Below are 670 nucleotides of genomic sequence, written 5' to 3'. Positions count from 1 at the left end.
AAAGAAGTGTGGGCTGAACGAAAAGTCAACAAAGACTGGAATCGAATATTACAGGCTCATTTCTTTCAAGGATTGCGTGAAGGTACGTTCATTTTTGTCGTATCCGTCATGGTATTTATTACGACGGGAAGTGAATTAGCTTTAGGAACTTATGGACTGGTGAATTCAGCGGTGGCGTTTGTAGGATACTATGTAGCCTCAAGATTTATTAAGCAAAAAAATCGCCTTCGATTTATTTTCACCGGGGGCCTCCTTCTCTATGGAGCAGTCTTTTTGCTTATCTTTAACTTATCGTATCCAAAGTTAATTATATATGCTGTTTGTATTGCTATTGCCTATCCTATTTTGTTGGTTCCATTCATTTCTCTAACGTACGATGTGATTGGACGAGCAAAGGACGTTGTTTCAAAAAGAATCGAATACATTGTTGTCAGAGAAGTATTTCTGAATATTGGGCGGGTCGTTTCCATATCTTTATTTTTAATAGCCGTACTATTTTTTGATGAAGCAAAAAGTATTCCCATTTTATTAGCTATTGTTGGAGCAGGGCATACGATCATTTATTTTTGTGTAAGACATATCTCACAGCCTCTGCACAAAAAAGAAACGACTGTTACTCCTCCAGTATTAAATGAAGGAGACGGAGAGTCTCCAGCTTAGAGTATTATTA

1 pseudogene is annotated in these 670 nt (G+C 37.3%); it reads left to right on the top strand.

Annotated elements, in window-relative coordinates:
* Positions 1-660: pseudogene (locus AC27IT_RS27790) on the top strand (MFS transporter); the annotation flags it as partial.
* Positions 661-670 lie beyond the last annotated feature (10 nt).

The organism is Brevibacillus sp. YAE8 (assembly GCF_057543335.1).
This window is presented reverse-complemented; position numbering and strand designations above follow the sequence as displayed.